Annotated in this window: 16 protein-coding genes; all 16 read left to right on the top strand. The window is 72.6% G+C overall.

Annotated elements, in window-relative coordinates; all coding sequences use genetic code 11:
• Positions 1-17: 17 nt before the first annotated feature.
• The 16 genes from ACIBCU_RS14225 (at position 18) to ACIBCU_RS14150 (ending at position 16,887) form a co-directional block, all read left to right on the top strand.
• Entirely contained in the window at positions 18-1,640 is a 1,623-nt protein-coding gene (locus tag ACIBCU_RS14225; RefSeq protein ID WP_399231498.1) for a PfaD family polyunsaturated fatty acid/polyketide biosynthesis protein, read from the top strand.
• Complete coding sequence (locus ACIBCU_RS14220; protein ID WP_399231496.1) at positions 1,637-3,484, top strand: acyl-CoA dehydrogenase family protein; 1,848 nt, start codon at positions 1,637-1,639, stop codon at positions 3,482-3,484. Before ACIBCU_RS14225 ends, ACIBCU_RS14220 begins: the two co-directional genes overlap by 4 nt.
• The gene (locus ACIBCU_RS14215) at positions 3,481-5,238 is read left to right on the top strand and encodes an acyl-CoA dehydrogenase family protein (protein ID WP_399231494.1); all 1,758 of its coding nucleotides are present in this window, start codon (positions 3,481-3,483) and stop codon (positions 5,236-5,238) included. The genes ACIBCU_RS14220 and ACIBCU_RS14215 overlap by 4 nt, the downstream gene beginning before the upstream one ends.
• Positions 5,239-5,260: 22 nt before the next feature.
• Positions 5,261-6,031 (top strand): 4'-phosphopantetheinyl transferase superfamily protein, encoded by a 771-nt coding sequence (locus ACIBCU_RS14210; protein ID WP_362943267.1) that lies wholly within the window; start codon positions 5,261-5,263, stop codon positions 6,029-6,031.
• A 156-nt stretch (positions 6,032-6,187) separates the two neighbouring features.
• On the top strand, positions 6,188-6,889 hold the full coding sequence (locus ACIBCU_RS14205; RefSeq protein WP_362943270.1) for a sigma-70 family RNA polymerase sigma factor: 702 nt from the start codon (positions 6,188-6,190) through the stop codon (positions 6,887-6,889).
• 5 nt (positions 6,890-6,894) lie between these two features.
• Positions 6,895-7,305 carry a hypothetical protein gene (locus tag ACIBCU_RS14200; protein ID WP_362943273.1) on the top strand — a complete coding sequence of 137 codons (411 nt, stop codon included), beginning with the start codon at positions 6,895-6,897 and terminating at the stop codon, positions 7,303-7,305.
• Entirely contained in the window at positions 7,298-7,738 is a 441-nt protein-coding gene (locus tag ACIBCU_RS14195) for a hypothetical protein (protein ID WP_362943276.1), read from the top strand. Before ACIBCU_RS14200 ends, ACIBCU_RS14195 begins: the two co-directional genes overlap by 8 nt.
• Positions 7,735-9,147, top strand: coding sequence for an aldehyde dehydrogenase family protein (locus ACIBCU_RS14190; RefSeq protein WP_399231490.1), 1,413 nt, complete (start codon positions 7,735-7,737; stop codon positions 9,145-9,147). The genes ACIBCU_RS14195 and ACIBCU_RS14190 overlap by 4 nt, the downstream gene beginning before the upstream one ends.
• 9 nt (positions 9,148-9,156) lie before the next feature.
• Positions 9,157-9,636, top strand: coding sequence for a DUF4188 domain-containing protein (locus ACIBCU_RS14185; protein ID WP_362932129.1), 480 nt, complete (start codon positions 9,157-9,159; stop codon positions 9,634-9,636).
• A 7-nt stretch (positions 9,637-9,643) separates the two neighbouring features.
• The gene (locus ACIBCU_RS14180; protein ID WP_362932131.1) at positions 9,644-10,723 is read left to right on the top strand and encodes a LuxR C-terminal-related transcriptional regulator; all 1,080 of its coding nucleotides are present in this window, start codon (positions 9,644-9,646) and stop codon (positions 10,721-10,723) included.
• Positions 10,724-10,834: 111 nt separating this feature from the next.
• Positions 10,835-11,320: a cobalamin-dependent protein gene (locus ACIBCU_RS14175; protein ID WP_362932133.1), complete on the top strand. Its 486-nt coding sequence runs from the start codon at positions 10,835-10,837 to the stop codon at positions 11,318-11,320.
• A complete protein-coding gene (locus tag ACIBCU_RS14170; protein ID WP_399231487.1) occupies positions 11,320-12,651 on the top strand; it encodes a methylaspartate mutase in 1,332 nt (443 codons plus the stop codon). The genes ACIBCU_RS14175 and ACIBCU_RS14170 overlap by 1 nt, the downstream gene beginning before the upstream one ends.
• Entirely contained in the window at positions 12,648-13,697 is a 1,050-nt protein-coding gene (locus ACIBCU_RS14165) for a transporter substrate-binding domain-containing protein (protein WP_399231485.1), read from the top strand. The genes ACIBCU_RS14170 and ACIBCU_RS14165 overlap by 4 nt, the downstream gene beginning before the upstream one ends.
• Before the next feature lie 30 nt (positions 13,698-13,727).
• Positions 13,728-14,786 (top strand): aspartate-semialdehyde dehydrogenase, encoded by a 1,059-nt coding sequence (locus ACIBCU_RS14160; protein ID WP_399231481.1) that lies wholly within the window; start codon positions 13,728-13,730, stop codon positions 14,784-14,786.
• On the top strand, positions 14,783-15,877 hold the full coding sequence (locus ACIBCU_RS14155; RefSeq protein ID WP_399231479.1) for an aspartate kinase: 1,095 nt from the start codon (positions 14,783-14,785) through the stop codon (positions 15,875-15,877). Before ACIBCU_RS14160 ends, ACIBCU_RS14155 begins: the two co-directional genes overlap by 4 nt.
• The gene (locus tag ACIBCU_RS14150) at positions 15,874-16,887 is read left to right on the top strand and encodes a TauD/TfdA family dioxygenase (protein WP_362932140.1); all 1,014 of its coding nucleotides are present in this window, start codon (positions 15,874-15,876) and stop codon (positions 16,885-16,887) included. The genes ACIBCU_RS14155 and ACIBCU_RS14150 overlap by 4 nt, the downstream gene beginning before the upstream one ends.
• The last annotated feature ends 258 nt before the right edge of the window (positions 16,888-17,145 follow it).

Raw genomic sequence — 17,145 nt, 5'->3', positions numbered from 1 at the left:
CCGACAGGAGACGCAGCATGACCACCGATCAGCACCGGCCGCGGTGGGCCGGGCCGGGAGACCCGGCCGTCGGCGACACCGGGGTCTACGACACCCTGATGCGCCTGGACGAACCCGTCTACATCCTGCGTGGGCCGTACGGGCTGGGCGCGGCCGCAGGCGGGGAACTCACCGGCGACGGCCCCCACGAGGTGGTCGCCGCGGTTCCCCCGCTCGGCCCCGAACGGCTCGGCAGCGCCGCGTTCCTCGCCGCGCACGGCCTCCAGCAGGCGTACATGAGCGGCGCCATGGCCAACGGCATCGCCTCCGCCGACCTCGTCGTCGCGATGGCCCGCGCGGGATTCCTCGGCTCGTACGGAGCGGCCGGGCTGCTCCCCGAGGCGGTGGAGAAGGCACTGATCCGGTTCCGCGACGAGATCCCGGGCCTCGGCTACGCCTGCAATCTCATCCACAGCCCGAGCGAGGACCGTCTCGAGCGGACCTCCGTCGACCTCTTCCTCACGTACGGCGTGCCCTGCGTGGAGGCGTCCGCCTTCCTCAAGCTGACGCCCCACCTGGTCCGTTACCGGCTCGCGGGTCTGCGGGCCGGCGGGCCGAACGGGGTCATCGCCTCGAACCGGGTCATCGCCAAGATCTCCCGGACCGAGACCGCCGAACTCTTCATGCGGCCCGCCCCCGAGGCCATGGTGAGGGGACTGCTCGCGGACGGTCTCATCACCGAGGAGCAGGCCCGTCTCGCGCCCCGGGTGCCGCTCGCCGACGACATCACCGTCGAGGCGGACTCCGGGGGCCACACCGACCGGCGGCCGCTGCCCGCCCTGCTGCCCGTCATCATGCGGCAGCGCGACGCGATCATGCAGGAGGCCGGCTACGCCGAGCGCATCCGGATCGGGGCAGCCGGCGGCATCGGGACCCCGGACGCGGCGGCCGCGGCGTTCGCGATGGGCGCCGACTACATCGTGACCGGCTCCGTGAACCAGTCCTGCGTGGAGGCGGGCACCTCCCCGCGCGTCAAGGAGATGCTCGCCCAGGCCGGCATCGCCGACTTCGACATGGCCCCCGCCGCGGACATGTTCGAGATGGGCGTCGAGCTCCAGGTCCTCAGGCGCGGCACGTTCTTCCCCATGCGCGCCAAGCAGCTGTACGACCTCTACCGCACGTACGACGGCATCGAGGCGATCCCCGACGACGTACGGACCCGGGTCGAGCAGCAGATCTTCCGTCGGCCGCTGGACAGCGTCTGGGAGGAGACCGCCGAGTACTTCGCCCGTCGCGACCCGGGCCAGCTCGAACGGGCCGAGGGACACCCCAGGAGGCGGGCGGCGCTCGTCTTCCGCTGGTACCTGGGCATGGCGTCCCGCTGGGCGAAGACCGGTGAGGCCGACCGGGCGGTCGACTACCAGATCTGGTGCGGGCCCGCCATGGGCAGCTTCAACTCATGGGTGCGCGGGACCTACCTGGCGGCGCCCGAGCACCGCGGGGTCGCCGACGTGGGGCGGCAGATCATGAAGGGCGCCGCCTTCCACCAGCGGCTCGCCATGCTGAGAGCGGCAGGCGTCGCCTTCCCCGCGGGCATCGCCACCCGGCCGTCGCCGGAGGACTCCGCGCCCCGCGACTCCTCCGTCGGGGTGGGGCAGTGACCCTCATCGACGCGCCGGCCCCGGCCGCCGTGCCCGCCCACGCGGCGCCCCCGGCCGGGGCCTTCGCCGGGGCGGAGCGCCTCGACCGGGTGCTCGGCGACCCCTGGTCGCCGGAGAACCCGTACGGCTTCGCGGCAGGGGTGGCCCGGGACGCCGCCGAGGAGTACCCGCACGAGGCCGAGGCCCGGCTCCGCGCGGAGGACTTCCACCTGTGCCACCTCCCCGGCACCCTCGGCGGGACCCTCCGCTCCTTCGAGGACACCCAGATCCTCGTCCGTGTCGCCGCCCGGCGCGACGTCAACGTCATGCCCGCCACCATGTTCAGCATCTCGGCGGTCATGACCGTGCTCGCCGCCGGGACGGAAGCCCAGCACCGGACCGTCGCCGACTGGCTGCGCGAGGGCCGCACGATCGCCTTCGGGTTCTCCGAGGAGCAGGCCGGCAGCGATGTGCTCGCGAACAGCTGCTCGCTGACCCCCGAAGGACTGCTGAACGGTACGAAGTGGCTGGTCGGCCGGGGTAGTTCGGCCGACGCGGCGGTGATCGTGGCACGTACCGCGGAGCGCGGTGCGGGTGCCTTCACCGCCGTCCTGCTGGGACCGGAGGAGCTGTCCGGCCCCCAGGTGCGCCGACGGGCGCCGCAGCCCACCACCGGGATGCGCGGCATCGACTTCGCCGACCTGGAGTTCGACGGGCTGCCCGTGCCGCCGGAGGCCGTCGTCGGTGATGTCGGCAGCGGTCTGGCGGGCGCGCTGCGCGCCCAGCAGATCGTCCGGATGATGAGCACGGCCGGCTGTCTCGCCACCGCCGACACGGCGCTGCGCACGGCACTGCGGTTCGCGGCCGGGCACCGCACCGGCGGAGAACGCGTAGCGGACACCCCCTACGGTTCACGTGAACTCGCCCTGGCCGCCGCCGGACTGATCGCCACCGACCTCACGGTGCTGACCGCCGCACGCCAGGCGCACGTCGCGCCGGGCACGTTCGGCCTGGCGTCCGCCGTCGTCAAGGACGTCGCCGTCCGGCTCACCGCCGACTGCGTCACCCGCTCCCACGCCCTGATCGGTGCCCGGGCCGTCCTGCGGGACGGCCCCGGCGCCGTACTCGACAAAGCGGTGCGCGACAACGCCATGGTCGCGGTCATCGACACCAGTGTGCTCGGCAACCTGCGCGCCGTGGCGATGCACCTCCCCGGGTACGTGCCGGCCTTCCCGGAGGACGGGGAGGTACCCACCGAGCTGGAGGAGCCCGCGCGGGAGCGGTTGCGCGCGGTCTTCGCCCTGGGCGACCCCACGTCGCTGCCCGGACTGAACCCCGCCGCACTGGACCTGGGGGTGCGGCCCAAGGACGATGTCCTGCTCGGATTCGCCGCGTACGCCCCGGCGATCGGCGAGGTGCTGAGCGGCCGGGGCGAGGACCGGGCGGCCGCACTGGTCGCCGGGGTGCGGTCGGCGCTCGCCGCGGTGGTCCGCGAGGCGGCCGGTGCCCAGCGTGACCGTGCCCGGTCCGCGAAGGTCTCGCCGGAGACCCTGGACCTCGCCGGCCGGCTGTGCCTGCTCCGCGCGGCGGCCACCGCCGCCCTGGCCTGGTGGTACCACCGTGACGGGGACGGCCTCTACGGCGCGGCCCCCGGCGACACCTCCTGGCTGGTCCCCGTACTCACGCTGCTGACCACCCTCGCCGACGGCCGCGACCCGCGCACCGCGCCGTACCGGGATCTCGCCCCGGCCGGACGCCTGGTCACCGCACTCGACGCGTCACAGCGTCTGTTCACCGCGATGCCGGTGCGGCTGAGCGACACACCAACGAAGAGCGACAGGAACGAGGAGGTCGAGGAGCGATGACCGATCTGCCGGCCCTCATGGCCGACCTGGAACGCCACATGGGCGATCCCTTCGACGAGGACGGGCCCCTCTCCTTCGGCCGCGTCCTCGAACTGGACGAGCGGGAGACGTACCCCGACGAGTTCGTCGACCTGCTCGCCTCCTGGGGGCTGTACGACTGGAGCATCCCCGCCGAGAGCGGCGGCCGGGCCGTCGACATCCAGGACGGCTTCAACCTCTACCGGCTGGTCGCCCGCCGCGACCCGACCACCGCGACCGCCATGGTCATCAGCACCATCAGCTACATGCCGCTGTGGGTCGCCGGTACCCCGGAGCAGCGCCGGTACTTCGCCGACCTGATCAAGAGCGGATCGAAGCTGGCGTGGGGCCTCTCGGAACGGGAGCACGGCAGCGACATCCTCGCCAACGGGACCACCGCCCGGAGGACCGAGGGCGGCTGGGTGCTCGACGGCGAGAAGTGGACCATCGGCAACGCCACCGTCGCCGACGTCGTGATGGTCTTCGCCCGTACGTCGGAGAAGGGCGGCCCCGGCGGGTACTCCGTCTTCGCCGTCGAGAAGGGGCGGCTCGAGGAAGGACAGTGCGAGCCCCTGCCGCACGAGCCGCTGCACGGCCTGCGCGGCCTGGACATGAGCGGGGTCCGGCTGCGCGACTGCTTCGTGCCCGACTCCGCGGTGGTGGGGCGGCCGGGCCAGGGGCTGGAAGTCGCCCTGAAGAGCAGCCATCTGGTCCGCATCGCCATCACCAGCATCGCCATGAGCTGCGCGGACACCGCACTGCGTGCCACCCTCGACTTCGCGACCCGGCGGATGATCTTCGGCGGGCCGGTCTCCGAGGTGCCGTACTCCCAGCGCCAGCTCGTGGAGAGCTACGCCGACCTCCTCGTCGCCGACGCGCTGACCACCGGTGCGATACGCAGCCTCCAGCTGACGCCGGAGCAGTCGAGCATCTGGTCCTCGGTGGTGAAGTACTTCGTCCCCACCCTGCTCCAGGAGACGCTGGCCAGGCTCGCCATCGTGCTCGGCGCCCGCCACTACCTCCGGACCCACCCCCGGTACGGGATCTTCCAGAAGGCCGTGCGGGACTGCGCGGTCGCCGACTTCGCCGACGGCAACACCGTCGTGAACCTCAAGAACATCGCCCTTCAGCTCGGGAACCTCCTGGACACGGCGGTCACCCAGGACCCGGAGAAGGTGGCGGGCGCGGTGGAGAGGACCCGCGCGCTCTTCGACCCGGCCCACCCCATGAAGCCCTACCGGCCCGCCGAACAACAGCTGTTCAGCCGCGGCGTCGACGACCCGGTGCTCGCGCTCCGGTCGGCCGTCGGCGACCTGCACCGGGCCGCGGCCGCCGCCGCCGGGACCGACGCCGCACGCCTGGCCGCCGCGGCCGACGCCGCGGGGGCCGTCGCCGACGAGCTGGACCGCATCGCCGTGGAGCACCGCAAGCTCTTCTCCGACCTCGGCAAGGGCGCCGGCCAGTCCGCCGAACTGTACGACCTGGCCAAGCAGTACACGTTCGTCTCGGCCGCCGCCGCCGTCGTCCACCTCCATCTGCACGGCCACGACAGCGTCCATCCGGCACTGCGCTCGCCGGCGGTCCTGCTCGTCTGCCTGGAGCGGCTGCTCAAGCGCTTCCACCCCACGGTGGGCGTGGCCGGGCCCCAGGAGATCAGCGAGGTGGCGGACGCACTGACCGCCGCGCACCGTGAGGGCCGCCTCTTCTCGTTCCGGTCCTTTTCCGTCAACTGGTGAATCAAGGAAGGAGACCGAGCCCATGGACAGCACGGCACCGTTCGCCGACCCGCTCGCCGACACGGCCGAGGTCTGGCTGCTGGCGGAGGAGGACGTGGACCGGTTCGCCGAGGCGACGGGCGGCGCCGCGTTGCTGACGGACGAGGAACGGGCCCGGCACGACCGGCTCCTGTTCCCGGCGGCCCGCCGCCGCTTCCTCGGCGCACGTCTCCTCTCCCGTCAGGTCCTGTCCCGTTACGCCGACGTGGCCCCCGACTCCTGGCGGTTCAGGACCGGCACCTACGGGCGCCCCGAGGTCGAGGGGTGCGCCTGGGGGCTCGACTTCAACATCACCCACACCAACGGTCTGATCGCGGCCATCGTGGTCCGCGGCCGGACCGCCGGCGTCGACGCCGAGGTCACCCCTGCCAGGCCCGAGGCGATGCAGTTCGCGCCGAAGGTCTTCACCCCGCTGGAGAACGAGGTCCTCCGCCGTAACCGGGAGGGCCAGCGAGGCCACGCCTTCGCCGACTCCTGGGTGGCCAAGGAGGCGTACACGAAGGCCACCGGCATGGGCATGTGCCGGGGCTTCGACGCCTTCTCCGTCCACCGGCTCAGGGACGGGAGCCTGGCGGTCGTCGACGAGGACATCCCCGAGAAGGACAGGGACCTGTGGCAGGTGCAGGTCCTCCAGATCTGGGACCGGTACGCGCTGGGCGTCGCCATCCGGGCCGACCGGGGCGACGCGGGCCCGCTGCCGGTCAGGCTGCGCTCGGCGATCCCCGACCTCCTGCCGGAGCAGGCGCTCCGATGACCGGGCCGGCCCTGAATCACCGCTGTCCACCTGTGGCCGGTCCCCTACCTGACGTCGTATCCGCTTGCCCCGCGCGCCCCCCAGCGGCTTGCATGGTCGTACTCCCGTTGACGGCGTTCGAAAACCTTGCCCCCACCCCTCACGAAGGGAATTCCCATGCCCCGTAAAGCGAACGCGGAACTGCTGGCGGGGTGCGCACGTGGAGAACAGGCGTCCTGGGACGCCGTGGTGGAACGATTCGGCAGACTTGTCTGGTCCGTTGTCCGGAGCCATCGGATGAGCGATGCCGACGCCGAAGACGTACGACAGCTCACCTGGCTCCGGCTCGTGCAGAACGTCGAGCGGATCCGGGACCCGGAACGCGTCGGTGACTGGCTCGCCACCGTCGCGCGCCGGGAATCCCTCAAGGTCCTCTCGCGCAGGAATCGACTCGTCATGGTCGGTGACAGCGAGACCCTCGACGGACTCTCCGGTCACAGCGAGAGCCCCGAACAGATCACGCTGCGCGCCCAGCGCAGGGAGGACGCACAGCGGGCCATCGACACCCTCTCCGAGCAGTGCCGCGGCGTGCTGATGCTGGCCCTCGCGGACCCGCCGGCCTCGTACGACGAGATCTCCACCGCGCTGGCCATGTCGGTCGGCTCCGTCGGCCCCGTCCGCACCCGCTGCCTGCGCAGACTCCGCCACGCGCTGGCCGCCGCGGACGCCGGCGAACGCCTCCCCGCGGCGGCGGGGCACTCCCGCTGCCCCCTCGTATCGCTACATGCGGACCTGTCCGGTCCGCGGCACCGGAAGGCTCTGGTGGGGGGAAGCCCCGAAGCGGGGGCCGCACAGGCCGGGCCGGCCGGACAGGAGTGACGCGCATGTCCCACTACGACGTGAACGAACTGGTGCGGTCGATCGTCATCGACACGCTGGGAATTCCCATGGACCTGTACAGCACGGATCTGGTCTTCTCCGCCGATCTGGGCCTCGAATCCCTGGATCTGCTCGACATATTCTTCCGCATCGAATGCACCGCACCGGTCATTCTCTCCGTCGAGAAATGCGGGGAGTATCTCCAGGGAGCCGTCCCCGACACGGAGTTCTGCGACGCCCGCGGAATCGTCAGCGGGCGCGGGATGGCGCAGCTGAGCACCGTCATGCCGCAGCTCGACACCGTCCGGTGGGAAGGGAAACTCACCCTCGACCGCATGCTCGCGGAAATGTCCGTCGGCAACCTCATCTCCATGGTCGAGAACCTCCTCGCCGAAGGGCAGGCCGCCCATGCCTGAAACGGCGAACCCGGCGGCCGGGCACGGCGGCCACCCGCCCGTACGGGCCGACAGCGTCCTCAGGGTGGGCAGCTACGGCGTCGACACGCACGCCGTCGAGCGGCTGGTCGCCTGGCACGGACCGGGGGCCCTCCAGCTCTCGTCCGGCGGCGGCTCCGTCGTCGGCTGGGCGTTGCGCCAGGCCGCCCTGCGCGCCCTCGCAGCGCCCCCGCGGATCGCCTCCCGGTGGAACGACATCCTTCTCCGCGGCACCGAGGAAGGCCCCTGGACCCTGGTCTTCCGGGGCGAACTCGCCCGGTTCGCCGAACTCGTCCTGCACGGGGACATCTCCTTGTCGGTGACCTCCGGCCCCGGCCGGGTCACCGCCCACGCCGTCCTCACCCGTGCCGGCACCCCCCGACCCTCCTCCCGAGAATCCGAGGTACCCAGGTGAGCACCGTCACCGAAGCCGGCCTGCTGACGAGCCGCGAGATCATCACCGGCGACGAGCTGGGCAGCGTCCCGCTCGCCACCTCCGGCGCCGTCCTCTCGGCGGCCCGCCGGGCGGCCGCTGCCGCGCCGCGTTGGGCCGCGACGCCGGCCGCCGACCGGGCCGCGATCCTGAGCCGCGCAGCCGACCTGCTGCTCGAACGCGCCCAGGAGGCCCAGGACCTGCTGGTCAGGGAAGGTGGATCCATCACGGGCAAGGCCTTCTACGAGGTGCACGCCGGCGCGGCGGAGCTGCGCCACGCCGCCGAGCTCGCCACCGCGCCCCAGGCGCCGCACGGCCCCGGCTCCGACCCGGGCCGGGAGACCGAGGTGCGGCGCGTACCGCTGGGCGTCGTCGGCGTGATCGTGCCCTGGAACTTCCCGGTGCTGCTGGGCATGCGCTCGGTCGCCCCCGCCCTCGCGCTGGGCAACGCCGTCCTCCTCAAGCCCGACCCGCACACCCCGCTGAGCGGCGGCCGGCTCTTCGCGGAGGTGCTGGCGGCGGCCGGGCTGCCCGAGGGTGTCCTGGAGGTGGTGTACGGCGACGCGGACGCGGGCGCCGCACTCGTCCGGTCGCCGGACGTCGCGATGGTCTCCTTCACCGGATCCACCGAGGTGGGCCGCGAGATCGGTGCCACCGCGGGACGGCTGCTGAAGCGTGTGGTCCTCGAACTGGGCGGGCAGAACGCCTACGTCGTCCTGCCCGACGCCGACATCGAGGCCGCCGCATCCGCCGGCTCCTGGGGCTCGTTCCTGCACCAGGGACAGATCTGCATGGCCGCCCGGCGCCACCTGGTCCACCAGGACGTGGTGGAGAGCTACACCGAGGCACTGGCCCGCCGCGCCGCGGCGCTGCGCATCGGCGACCCGTACCGTACGGACGCCCAGATCGGCCCGGTCATCGACCGGGGCCAGCTCACCCGGATCGCCACCGCGGTCGAGGACGCCGTCGCGCAGGGGGCCCGCCTGGTCACCGGCGGCCGCGTGCAGGGGCAGTTCTTCCCGCCGACCGTGCTGGCCGACGTGACGCCGAAGATGTCCGTCTTCCACGCCGAGGTGTTCGGCCCCGTGGCCACGGTGACCTCCTTCGCCGACGATGAGGAGGCCGTGGAACTCGCCAACACCTCCGACTACGGCCTCACCGCCGCCGTCTACACATCGGACGCCGACCAGGGCCGGGCCCTGGCCTCCCGGCTGCGCTGCGGTGTCGTCCACGTCGGCGACCAGACGGTCAACCACGACCCCCACCTGCCGTTCGGCGGGGTCGGCGCCTCGGGCAACGCGTCCGGGTTCGGCGGGCAGGCGGCGATCGACGCCTTCACCCGCTGGCACACCCTCACCGTCAGCAGCCCGGCGCGCTCCTACCCCTTCTGAGAGGAAACCATGGATCTCAAGGTCGTCACCGAACCGCGCATCGCCTCGGCACCCGAGGGCACGGTGGTGCTGCTGATCGGCACCCGGATCAACAAGTTCTGGATGGTGCACCGCTGGGTGCCCGTCATCGCCTCGATGATCCCGATGCTGATCGAGCTGAAGAAGAACAAGGACCACGGGTTCCTCTACTCGCGCGCCTGGTTCAACCGGACCGTGATCATGCTCCAGTACTGGCGCAGCATGGACGATCTGATGCGCTACTCGCACAACACCACGGGCAAGCACCGCTCGATGTGGGCCTGGTTCAACCGCGCGGTGCGCAACGACGGCGCCGTCGGCATCTTCCACGAGGCCTACATCGTCGACCCGGCGCGCATGCACACCGTGTACCGGAACATACCCGTGTTCGGGATCGCCGCCGCCACGGAGTCCGTCCCGCAGCGGGTGCGTCCCCCCGTGCCCGGCGCCGCCGGCGCCGAGAAGGCCTGACACCGCCGTGCGCCAGGGGCAGGAGCCGGTACGCGCCGGCCAGGACGTGAGCGTCTCCGGCCCCGGGGCGCGTGCCACCGTCCCCCGACACGACCCCCTCCCGGCCGACGAGCCGCTCACCGACGAGGACATCAGCGTCTACCGACAGCTCCTGGAGGTCTCACCGGACGCGGACGAGGCCGCGGCACAACTCGGTCTGACGCCCGACCGGTTCGCCGGGTCCGTCCGCAGGCTGACGGCCCGGCAACTGCTGCGCCCCGACGGACCCCGCCGCCTCGAGGCCCTCTCCCCGGGGCTCGCGGCGGTCGCGCTGACCACCTCCTCCCAGACGCGGGTGCGCGAACTCCTGCGGCGGATCGACACCACACACCGCGAACTCGGCCCGCTGGGCCCCCTGTACGAGCGGCAGGTGCGCCGGGGCCTCGAAGGCGGCGCGACCGAACTGCTCACCGACGGGGAGGCCGTGCGCCACCGGCTCGCCGAACTCTCCGCGCAGGTACGGCACAGCGTGCTCACGGCACACCCCACCATGGGCAGCCCGGAGACGCTGCGCGCCGCCAGGGAGCTCGACCAAGACCTCCTGGACCGGGGTGTGCGGTACCGCACCGTCGTGCCGCACACCGCTCGTCGGCAGCGCGAGGCGCTGCACCACATGACGCTCCTCAACGGCCTCGGCGCCGAGGTGCGCTCCGCCGCGGTGATCCCCGGGCGGCTGATCATCCTCGACGACGACACCGCGGTCGTGCCCACGGAGACGGGCGGCGCGGCCGTGCTCCGCGACCCCACCGTGGTCACCTTCCTCACCGTGATCTTCGACCACATCTGGGAGCACGCCCGGCCGGTCGGCACCGGCGGTGCGGACAACGAGGTCTTCGAGGACGTCGAACTGGCCGTCCTGAGCCACCTGGAGCGCGGCAGATCCGACGACTTCATCGCCCGCAAGCTGGGGATCTCGACCCGCACCATGCGCCGCTACCTCGCCGGGCTCTGCGAGAAGCTCCAGGTCGAGACCCGCTTCCAACTCGGCCTCGCGGCCGCGCGGCTGGGCCTTCTCAGCGACGCCCGGCCCCAGGACGACGGCGGATAGGAATTCCTGATCGGCCGCATCGGGAAACCCCGTCGAGGCGGCTGGACCGGGCCGCGGAGCGGGGCGGATAGTTTCCACGACCGCTCGCTCACATACCCCCGGGGGGACAGCATGAACGGCACGGCCTTCGCCGGGCGTCGCCTACGCGTCGTCGTCTCCGGCCTGTCCTCCGACGCCCACCTGTGGAACCTGGTGCACCTCCAGCTGTTCCTGGAGGACCGGGGACACGAGGTGGCGAACCTGGGCAACACGACGCCCGACGCGACGATCGTCGAGGCCTGCCGCACCGGCCGCCCCGACCTGCTCGTCATCAGCACGGTCAACGGCCACGGACGGACGGACGGGCTCCGCCTGATCCGTACCCTCCGCGCCGTGCCGTCACTCGCGGCCCTGCCCGCCGTCATCGGCGGCAAGCTGGGCATCGACGGCCGCGACCACGCCGACGCGCGGCTGCGGGCCGCCGGATACGACGGGGTCTTCGACGACGCCGCCGAGGGCGGACCCGAATCCGGCCTGGTCCGCTTCGAGGCGTTCCTCGGCCGTCTGGCGGCCGGCCACTCCCGTGGACGGCCCGACGCAGGGGCCGGAGCCGCCTGATGACGGCCACCGACCGGTTCACCGGCTTCGTGGACCGCGCGCACGCCTCGGGCCGTCTCGTCGTCCAGCCGCGCATGGGCTTCGGCGAACTCCACCGCATGCGCGCCGGCCTGGCCGCCGTCCGGGAGGCGGACGCCACCACCGTGGGCACCGTCACCCTGGACAGCTACACCCGGTGTCTCGACGACGGGACCGCGCGTCGCGCGCTGCGGGACGACCCCACCGGCCTCAACGGCTTCCCGCTCCTCGCCCACGGCGTCCCCGCGGTGCGGGCTCTCCTCCAGGACTGCTCGTCGGCCGCCTTCCCCGTGCAGATCCGTCACGGCACGCCCCGGCCCCTGCGGCTCTTCCGCGCGATGGCCGAGGCCGGGGCGGACGCCACGGAGGGCGGCCCGGTCTCGTACTGCCTGCCCTACGGCCGGGTTCCGCTGGCGCGGGCGGTCGCCGAGTGGAGCGCGGGCTGCGAGCTGCTCGCCGCGCAGCCCGTGCCCCCGCACATCGAGACCTTCGGCGGCTGCATGCTGGGTCAACTGTGCCCGCCGTCGCTCCTGGTCGCGCTCGCGGTGCTGGAGGCCATGTTCTTCCAGGAACACGGCCTGCGCGGCATCTCCCTCAGCTACGCGCAGCAGATCCACCAGGGGCAGGACCTGGAAGCACTGGCGGCTCTGCGGAGGCTCGCCGGCGAGCGGCTGTCCACCACCCACCACATCGTGCTCTACACCTTCATGGGCGTCTTCCCGCGCACCGAGGACGGCAGCCGCCGTCTCCTCGCCGAGAGCGCCCGCCTCGCCGTCCACGGCGGCGCCGAACGCCTGGTCGTCAAGACCCCGGCCGAGGCGCACCGCATACCCACCGTCGAGGAGAACGTGGCGGCACTCGAGTACGCGGCCTCCGTGGCCGCCGCCACCTCGGACGGCGCCGGCGGCCGCCCCCGTGCCACCTCCTCGGACGGCGCCGGCGGCCGCCCCCGTGCCACCTCCTCGGACGGCGCCGACGGCCCCTGTGCCACCTCCTCGGGCCTCTACGAGGAGGCCCGCACCCTGGTCGACGCCGCCCTGGAGGCCGGCCGCACGATCGGCGACTGCCTGGTCAGGGCCTTCGCCCGGGGTGTCCTCGACGTGCCCTACTGTCTCCACCCCGACAACGCCAACCGCGCACGCGCCACGATCGACGCACGGTCCATGCTCGGCTGGAGCCGGGCCGGCGGCATGCCCGTGGCGGCCGGGGGAGCGGCGCCGGTCACCGCGCGCCACCTGACCGAGCTGCTCACCTTCAACCGTCGGCGCTTCGACCGCGACGCCCGACGCCACCCGCCGAGGAGCGCCTCATGACCCGCCCCGTCCCGGCTCCGAGGCTGCGCGCCACGGGCCGTTCCCTCTCCCGCCCTCCGGCCCCGGCGCCGCATTCGCCGTCCCGCACGGCGGCCACCCCCGGGCCGCACGACGGCGGGCCCTCGGGGTCCCGCCGGACCGCGACGGCCACGCTGCGTGCCGCCCGCGCGCGGGGAGCCCTGCGGGCAGCCGTCTCGCAGGGCATCCACGGACTCTCGCGGTGCACGCCGGAGGGGCGCTGGACGGGACTCGACACCGACATCGCACGCGCCGTCGCGGCGGCGGCCCTCGGTGACCCCGAGGCCGTCGACTGGCGCCCCGTCACGGCCGGTGACCGGCTGACGGCGCTCGAAGCGGGGCACGCCGACCTGACGACGTGCAACCTGACCTGGACCATGGGCCGGGAGGCCACCCGCCGGGTGCTCTTCGCCGGAGTCACCTGCTACGACGGCGAGGGGTTCCTCGTCCCGGCGGACTCGGACGTCACCGGGCCCGAGGACCTCGCCGGCCGGCGTCTGGCCGTCCACAAGGGCTGCACCACCACGTTCAACCTGGACGCCTGGTACGGCCCGCGGGGCCTGGAGGTCGAGCCCGTCCCCTTCGACGACCCGGCCGACGCCCTCGCCGCGTACGCCGACGGCGACTGCGCGGCCTACGTCCTGGACCGCACGGCGCTCGCCGGTGCCAGATCCCGGCTGCCCCGGCCGCGGGACCACCACATCCTGCCGGTCTCCATCTCCCGCGAGCCGATGGCCGCCGCGGTCCACGAGACCGACCCGCAGTGGTTCCGCCTGGTCCGCTGGGTGCTGCAACTGCTGCTGGCGGCCGAGTACGAGAGCCCCGGGGCCGCTGCCCGGCACGCGGGACCTCACGGCCCGGCGGTCGGCCTCGACGAACGATGGGCCGACCGGGTCCTGTCGGCGGTCGGCACCTACGCCGACGTCTACGAGCGCAACCTCGGCGCCGCCTCCGGCCTCGACGTGCCCCGTGGACTCAACCACCTGTGGACGTCGGGCGGGCTGCACTATCCCGTGCCCCTCCACTGACCCGCCCCTCGCCCAGAACGGAGAAGTCTGATGACTCTCGTCACCGACCCCGCAGCCCCTCGTATCGCCGTCATCGGTGCCACCGGAGCCGTGGGCAGCACCCTCATCGAGCTTCTCGAGGAACGGGGTCTGCACTACCGCGAGTTGTACCTGGTCGCCTCGGTGCGCAGTGTGGGCCGCCAGATCCTGGTCGGCGGACGGCCGCACGAGGTGTTCTCCCTGGAGGACTTCGACTTCGGTCTCGTCGACATCGCCTTCTTCTCCGCCGGAACGTCCGTCAGCAGAGCCTGGGTGCCGGCCGCCGTCGCCAAGGGCGCCCTGGTCATCGACAACACCCGTGCCTACCGGATGGACCCCGACACCCCCCTCGTCGTGCCACAGGTCAACCACGCCGTCCTGGACCGGCCGCCGGGGAGCGGTGTCATCGCCAACCCCAACTGCTCGACCATCCCCCTGGTCCGGGTGCTGCAGCCGGTGGAGCGGCGCTGGGGGATCCGGCAGGTCGTCGTCAGCACCTACCAGGCCGCGTCGGGGCAGGGACACCAGGGCATCGAGGAACTGCTGGAAGGCGCCGAGGTGGCCCTGCGCGATCCGGACGCCGACCTGCCGTCCGAGCGGTTCAGCCCGCCGCTGGCGTTCAACGTGGTCCCCTTCATCGACGAGCTCCAGGACAGCGGATTCACGCTGGAGGAGCAGAAGATGGTCCAGGAGTCCCGGAAGATCCTGGGCCTGCCCGATCTCGAGGTCACCGCGACCTGTGTCCGCGTCCCGGTCGTCAACTCCCACTCCGAAGCGGTCTGGGTGGAGACGGACGAGCCGGTGGACCGCCGCGAGCTGGTCGGGCTGCTCGGCCGCCAGACCGAGGTCACCGTGCACGACGCCGAGAACCGCTCGGCCTTCCCCACCCCGCTCAACGCCGGCCACCCCGATCATGTGCACGTCGGCCGGGTGCGGGTGTCGCCGCAGAACCCGCGCGGCTTCTGGCTGTGGCTCGTCTCCGACAACCTGCGCGTGGGCGCGGCCCTCAACGCGGTCCAGATCGCCGAGTACGCCCTCGCCCGCGGCTTCCTGTCGGGAGGAGTGCGGTGAACACGCCGGTGGTACTGAAGTTCGGCGGCTCCACCTTCCGCGCCCCCGACGCCTATCACGAGCTCGCCGCCGGACTCGACGAGCGCATCCGTCGCGAGGGCCGGCCCATGGCCGTCGTGGTGAGTGCGATGCAGGGGGAGACCGAAGGGCTGCGCGACCGGCTGCACGAGGTCAACGACCGGCCCGGGCCTGAGACCGCCGCCGGCCTGCTGACCACGGCCGACCTGGTCAGCGCCCATCTGCTGGCCACCGCCCTGCACCGGACAGGACGCAGCGCCACGGTCCTCGCGGGACACCAGCTGGGACTGACGACCAACGCCTCGTTCCTCTGGGCCCGGGTGACCAGGATCGATCCCGGCCCGCTGCGCCGGGCCCTCTCGGAGTACGAGGTCGTGGTGGTGCCCGGGGGCCAGGCGGTGGACGCCGAGGGGCGCCCGACCTGGCTGGGCAAGAACAGCTCCGACCTGTCGGCGCTGGCGGTCGCCCGCGCCGTCGGAAGCCGCTGTTGCGAGATCCACTCCGACGTCGACGGGATCTACACCTCCGATCCCCATCTGATCACCGGGGCCAGGATGCTCCGGGAGGTCTCGTACAACATGGCGGCCCTGATGTCGCTGTACGGGGCGAAGGTGCTGCACCGCCGCGCCGTACAGCTGGCGCTGCGGCACCGGATCGAGATCGTCCTGCGTTTCAACCGCGCCCCCTACACGGCCGGTACGACGATCAGCGGGGCGGGCACCCAGGCGGCGGCCGTGGTCTTCAACCAGCGGTCCGTGGTGCTGGACTACCCCGACGAGGCGCGCGCCGACGCCGCGCACCACGCCTTCCACCTCGAAGGGCTCGACGCCGTGCGGCTCAACCGCCGTCCGTCGGTGGCGGTCGTCGGCGGATACGTCGACACGGAGGGGGTCCAGCACCGGCACGGGGTGGCGCCCGGGCGGGTGGCGGGAGTACCCGTGGCGGAGATGCGGGGGAGCAAGGTCACCACGCACGTGGCCGACGGCAGCGCCGAAGCGCTGCACCTGGCCCAGCAGTTGCACGACGGGCTGGACTTCCCGGCCCCGCGGACCGGTATACGAGCGGGGGTATGAGCGACATGAGTGAGTCCACCATGACCTTTACGGACCTGGTGCTGCCCGATGCCGTACGGGAGGCGATCGGCCGGCAGCTGGCGGAGCTGCCCGATCCCGGACACGACATCGACGCGACGACGGCGCGCTGCCATCAGATCTTCGCGGGACTGCCCCTCGGACTCCTGCGCACCCTGCTGGACTTCGGCAGGCACATCGACACCCCGGGTGTCGCACTGGTGCGCAATCTCCCCGTCGACACGGAGACGGGACCCACTCCGCTCGACGGCGGTCCGGGCCGGGGCAAGAGCGGATTCGTCAGTGAGGGCGTGCTGCTGGGCCTGACCGGCCTGCTCGGTGAGGCGCTCGGTGTGCTCACGGAGAAGGGCGGCCGCCTGGTCCACGACGTCGTTCCGGTCGCCGGCGGCGCCCGGACGCAGACCAACCAGAGTTCAGCGGTCTTCCTGAACTTCCACAGCGACATCACCTACGACGCCACGGGCCGTTACGACGTCGCCAACCCGGACTTCCTCGTGCTCAACTGCCTGCGGGGCGACCCCTCGGGAGCGGCGGTCACCTATTACGCGGACGCCCGCGACCTCTGCCGCCGGCTGGACGGCGACGCGCTGGAGCTGCTGCGCCGTCCGCTCTTCCGGCTCAACGCGCCCGGCAGTTACACACGCAGCGCCGCGGGCGGCGCGGAGGTCCTGTCCGACCCGGTGCCCGTGATCAGCGGCACCGGGCCGTACCCGGAGATCGCCGTGTCGGCGAACGGTGTGCGCGCCCTCGACCGGGAGGCCGAGGCCGCCTTCGAGCACCTCCAGGAGGTCGCCCGGGAGGTGGCGCACGCCGTGCGGCTGGAGCCGGGCCAGGCCCTGCTCATCAACAACCGCAAGGGCGTCCACGCCCGTTCGCCCTTCGAGGCCCGCCACGACGGATCGGACCGGTGGCTGCAGCGGACCTATGTGCGGCGGAGCCTCTGGGACATCCGGTACCGGGTGACCCCCGAGGACCGCCGCGTGCACTTCTGACTCTCACCTGCCGTACTCGTCCCGCACCCCCCCGGGTGCCGCAGGCGCTACGGGGTCCGGCGCGGCCAGTGCAGCGTTCCGGAATCAGCCCGGAGTGTTTCGAGAACGGTCGCGGAAAGTTTCCTCTGGAACACGGTTGCTCCTTGGTATTTCAGCGCGGATTCAGGAAAGGGAAGAGAAGGTGGCGGTGGATCTGGTACCGGTCGGCGGCGCGGGCGGGACGACGTCCCACTTGTCGTCGGCGACGATTATCCGGCC

Source organism: Streptomyces sp. NPDC051064 (assembly GCF_044455985.1).
Taxonomy (GTDB): domain Bacteria; phylum Actinomycetota; class Actinomycetes; order Streptomycetales; family Streptomycetaceae; genus Streptomyces.
Note: the sequence above shows the minus strand (reverse complement) of the source record. Positions and strands in the feature narration are given on the sequence as shown.

What these genes read in the sequence shown, in the direction of transcription:
- ACIBCU_RS14225 (WP_399231498.1), top strand. Translation starts at nt 18, where the DNA reads ATGACCACCGATCAGCACCGGCCGCGGTGGGCCGGGCCGGGAGACCCG.
- ACIBCU_RS14215 (WP_399231494.1), top strand. Translation starts at nt 3,481, where the DNA reads ATGACCGATCTGCCGGCCCTCATGGCCGACCTGGAACGCCACATGGGC.
- ACIBCU_RS14210 (WP_362943267.1), top strand. Translation starts at nt 5,261, where the DNA reads ATGGACAGCACGGCACCGTTCGCCGACCCGCTCGCCGACACGGCCGAG.
- ACIBCU_RS14205 (WP_362943270.1), top strand. Translation starts at nt 6,188, where the DNA reads ATGCCCCGTAAAGCGAACGCGGAACTGCTGGCGGGGTGCGCACGTGGA.
- ACIBCU_RS14200 (WP_362943273.1), top strand. Translation starts at nt 6,895, where the DNA reads ATGTCCCACTACGACGTGAACGAACTGGTGCGGTCGATCGTCATCGAC.
- ACIBCU_RS14195 (WP_362943276.1), top strand. Translation starts at nt 7,298, where the DNA reads ATGCCTGAAACGGCGAACCCGGCGGCCGGGCACGGCGGCCACCCGCCC.
- ACIBCU_RS14185 (WP_362932129.1), top strand. Translation starts at nt 9,157, where the DNA reads ATGGATCTCAAGGTCGTCACCGAACCGCGCATCGCCTCGGCACCCGAG.
- ACIBCU_RS14175 (WP_362932133.1), top strand. Translation starts at nt 10,835, where the DNA reads ATGAACGGCACGGCCTTCGCCGGGCGTCGCCTACGCGTCGTCGTCTCC.
- ACIBCU_RS14170 (WP_399231487.1), top strand. Translation starts at nt 11,320, where the DNA reads ATGACGGCCACCGACCGGTTCACCGGCTTCGTGGACCGCGCGCACGCC.
- ACIBCU_RS14165 (WP_399231485.1), top strand. Translation starts at nt 12,648, where the DNA reads ATGACCCGCCCCGTCCCGGCTCCGAGGCTGCGCGCCACGGGCCGTTCC.
- ACIBCU_RS14160 (WP_399231481.1), top strand. Translation starts at nt 13,728, where the DNA reads ATGACTCTCGTCACCGACCCCGCAGCCCCTCGTATCGCCGTCATCGGT.
- ACIBCU_RS14150 (WP_362932140.1), top strand. Translation starts at nt 15,874, where the DNA reads ATGAGCGACATGAGTGAGTCCACCATGACCTTTACGGACCTGGTGCTG.